Annotated in this window: 5 protein-coding genes and 1 pseudogene; 1 reads left to right on the top strand and 5 read right to left on the bottom strand. The window is 72.5% G+C overall.

Annotation, left to right across the window (positions count from 1 at the left end):
- From L2I40_RS21585 to L2I40_RS21565, 5 genes are all read right to left on the bottom strand, one after another.
- On the bottom strand, positions 1–380 hold a 380-nt coding region (locus L2I40_RS21585; protein ID WP_237217291.1), incomplete at its 3' end, for a DUF805 domain-containing protein.
- A gap of 82 nt (positions 381–462) precedes the next feature.
- Entirely contained in the window at positions 463–834 is a 372-nt protein-coding gene (locus L2I40_RS21580) for a DUF2155 domain-containing protein (RefSeq protein ID WP_237217289.1), read from the bottom strand.
- Positions 831–1,049 (bottom strand): hypothetical protein, encoded by a 219-nt coding sequence (locus tag L2I40_RS21575; RefSeq protein WP_237217287.1) that lies wholly within the window; start codon positions 1,047–1,049, stop codon positions 831–833. Before L2I40_RS21575 ends, L2I40_RS21580 begins: the two co-directional genes overlap by 4 nt.
- Positions 1,046–1,564, bottom strand: coding sequence for an outer membrane lipid asymmetry maintenance protein MlaD (mlaD, locus tag L2I40_RS21570; RefSeq protein WP_237217285.1), 519 nt, complete (start codon positions 1,562–1,564; stop codon positions 1,046–1,048). The genes L2I40_RS21575 and mlaD overlap by 4 nt, the downstream gene beginning before the upstream one ends.
- Positions 1,565–1,578: 14 nt before the next feature.
- Positions 1,579–1,929, bottom strand: coding sequence for an NADH:ubiquinone oxidoreductase subunit NDUFA12 (locus L2I40_RS21565; RefSeq protein ID WP_237217283.1), 351 nt, complete (start codon positions 1,927–1,929; stop codon positions 1,579–1,581).
- A gap of 195 nt (positions 1,930–2,124) precedes the next feature.
- Between L2I40_RS21565 and L2I40_RS21560 the strand changes: the two are divergent.
- A pseudogene (locus tag L2I40_RS21560) lies at positions 2,125–2,721 on the top strand (hypothetical protein); the annotation flags it as partial.

The raw sequence follows: 2,721 nt of genomic DNA, 5'->3' as shown, positions 1-2,721 counted from the left end.
GCGAAGCCCTGCGGGCCGGGCACGACGCCGCCGCGCGGGTCCGGGCCGAAGCGGTTCGGGCCATCCTCGCCGCGGTTCGCATACCACACGATCAGCACGATGATGCCGACCAGCGGCACGAGGCCGAGCAGGACCCACCAGCCGCTGCGCCCGGTGTCGTGCAGCCGCCGGACCGACACGGCGAGCCCGGGCAGGAACAGCGCCAGCGAGGCGATGGCACCCATGATGCCGGTGTCGCCCAGGAACGAGTCCAGGATGGCGGCCACGACCTGGACGAGCAGGTTGAAGAGGATGAAGAACCAGAACTCCGACCGGCGCGCGCGGCCGGAGAAGGTGACGTAGTTCTGCAGGCAGGTCCGAACCGCGTCCTGGAAGTTCATCGCCGCTCTCCCCAAGGCGGGACGAGGATGCGACGCGGCGCGCCGTCGCGCCAGACAGAATCCGGGGCGCTTTCCGGGGGCGCTACTGCGCCCGGCACTCCATCACGCGCAGGTCGTAGACCGGGTGCTGGAGCATGTTCACGCCCGGCGCATTGGCGAACATCCAGCCCCGGAACACCGAGGCGCCGTTGGCCGGGGCGCGGCTGTCGGTGATCTCCATCCAGGCCGCGCTGTCCGGCACCTCGTCCGGCGGGCGGGCGTGGCAGGCGCGAACCGTGATGGTCAGCGTCCCGAAGGCCTGCGGCTGGCCGACCGGTACGCGCAACGTGCTGACCCGCGCCGTGACCTTATCGAGCGCCTGCAACTCCGCCACGCGCTGCGGCACCCAGCCCTGTTGCGCCGCGGCACCGCCCGCCGTCGCGAGCACCACCACCATCGCGAGACGCCGGATCACGGCTTCTTCGGGCTCGGCAGCGCAGCGACGAGGTCGGTCAGGATCTTCCGCATCTCCGCCTCGTCCACGCCCATGAGCACCGCATCCTCGAAGGCGTCGCGCAGCAGCTGCGCCGCCTCGCGGTGGTTCTCGGCGAGCACCTTCAGCTTCTCTCGGCACGACACCGGCGCGCCGTCGGCGCCCGGCCATACCGGAGGCGGGTCGAGCGCGCTCATCGCCCGCCGGGGCTGGGCGACCCGGCGTTGCCGCCCTCGTTGCGGTTGCCGCCGCTGCCCTGGCCTTCGGTCATCGAGAAGATGAAGCGGCCGAGCAGGCTCTCGAGGCTCACGGCCGACTGCGTGATGGTGATCTGGCCGCCATTCGCCAGGATGCGGTCCGACCCGCCCGGCACGATGGCGACGAAGCGGCCGCCGAGCAGCCCCTCGCTCGCGATCTCGGCCGAGCTGTCGGAGGGCAGGCGCAGATTGCCGTCGAGGCGCAGCGTCAGCACGGCGAGGAAGGTCTGCGGGTCGATGCGCTGGTCCACGACCGAGCCGACCTTCACGCCGGCGATCCGCACATCGGCGCCCGGCGCGAGGCCGGCGATGCTGTCGAAGCGCGCGGTCAGCGTCTGGCCCGGGCCGGACACGCCGCCGCGCCCGGAATTGGTCACGGCGAAGACGAGGAACACCGCGGCGACGGCCAGCACGACCGCGCCGGCGGCGATCTCTGCGAAGGAACGGGACTTCACGGAGGCGGACGCGCTCAGGAGCCGGGGCTCCAGGCCTCGTAGTCGCCGGCCGTCTCGCGGCGCTTGCCGCCCGCGTAGTCGTGGCCGGAGGGACGATAGGCCTGGGCCGTCCCGGTCGGGTTCGGCCGGTGCTCAACCTGCCAGGCGTGGCGCTTCGTCTCGGGCAGCGGCGCATCCGTGGTGTGGTGCAGCCAGGCATGCCACTCGGGCGGCACCTTCGTGGCCTCCGCCGTGCCGGCATAGATCACCCAGCGCCGCTTGCGGCCGTAGTTGCCGAAATCGGCGCGGGATTCGTAGTAGGCGTTCCCGAAGCGGTCGGTGCCGACCTCCTGGCCGGCAAAACGGGCGAGCAGTCGCTCGAACATGGGATCCTCGGCGCGCCGCCTGGCGCTCTTCGCATCTGCGGTCTGCGGTGTTGTCGCACAAGCGCGGCATGGGCGCAAAAGCGGGGCGGCGCCCGCGGTTTTCCACATGCCATCCACAGGATATTGTGGTTCCGACCCCGGAACACCGCAACATCCGGCTTGCCGACCGCCCGAGTCGCGGCCAGGATGCCTGCCATGTCCAGTCTGCGCGGAACCCTCTGGGACGGTGTGGCTCTGTGGCGCCTGCGCGCCGCGCCGGATCCGGACTCCGAGCCCCGCGCCATCGCCCTCCCCGTCGCCTGGGACGAGGAGGAGGCGGCTGCGATCGCCGCCATCGCTCCCGGCGCGAAGCCGGTCGCCCTGCCCCGCCTCGCCGAGGCCTGGATCGCCCCGCTGGCCGAGCGCGGGCGCAAGCTCGGCGTCCTGGCCGACGCCGGGGAGGCCGCGGCCTTCGCCGACGGGCTGCGCGCCCTTCTGCTCGCCCGCCGTGGCGCCCCGGGCCTGTCGGTCTGGCGGGGCGATGCGAAGGCGCCGGCGCGCTTCGTGCTGAACCTTCCCGCCTTCCTCGACCACGAAGGCGGCTTCGATGCGCCGGCTTATGCCGAAGCCGTGGCGCTCGGGGTCCGTACCCTCGACATCTGGACCGGCGCCAAGGCGCAGCGCCTGTCGCTCGGCTTCGCCGACCTCGCCGGGCTGCTGGCCGGGTTCGGCTTGACCTATGACAGCGCGGAAGGCCGTGCGACGGCCGCCGCGATCGCCGCGCTGACCCGCGGCAGATCCGAAGAACACACT

This window comes from Falsiroseomonas oryziterrae, from assembly GCF_021864505.1.
In the GTDB taxonomy this organism is placed as follows: Bacteria; Pseudomonadota; Alphaproteobacteria; order Acetobacterales; family Acetobacteraceae; genus Falsiroseomonas; species Falsiroseomonas oryziterrae.
Note: the sequence above shows the minus strand (reverse complement) of the source record. Positions and strands in the feature narration are given on the sequence as shown.

Coding starts and splice junctions, on each gene's coding strand:
- L2I40_RS21565 (WP_237217283.1), bottom strand. CDS start 1,929: ATGTTCGAGCGACTGCTCGCCCGTTTTGCCGGCCAGGAGGTCGGCACC.
- L2I40_RS21575 (WP_237217287.1), bottom strand. CDS start 1,049: ATGAGCGCGCTCGACCCGCCTCCGGTATGGCCGGGCGCCGACGGCGCG.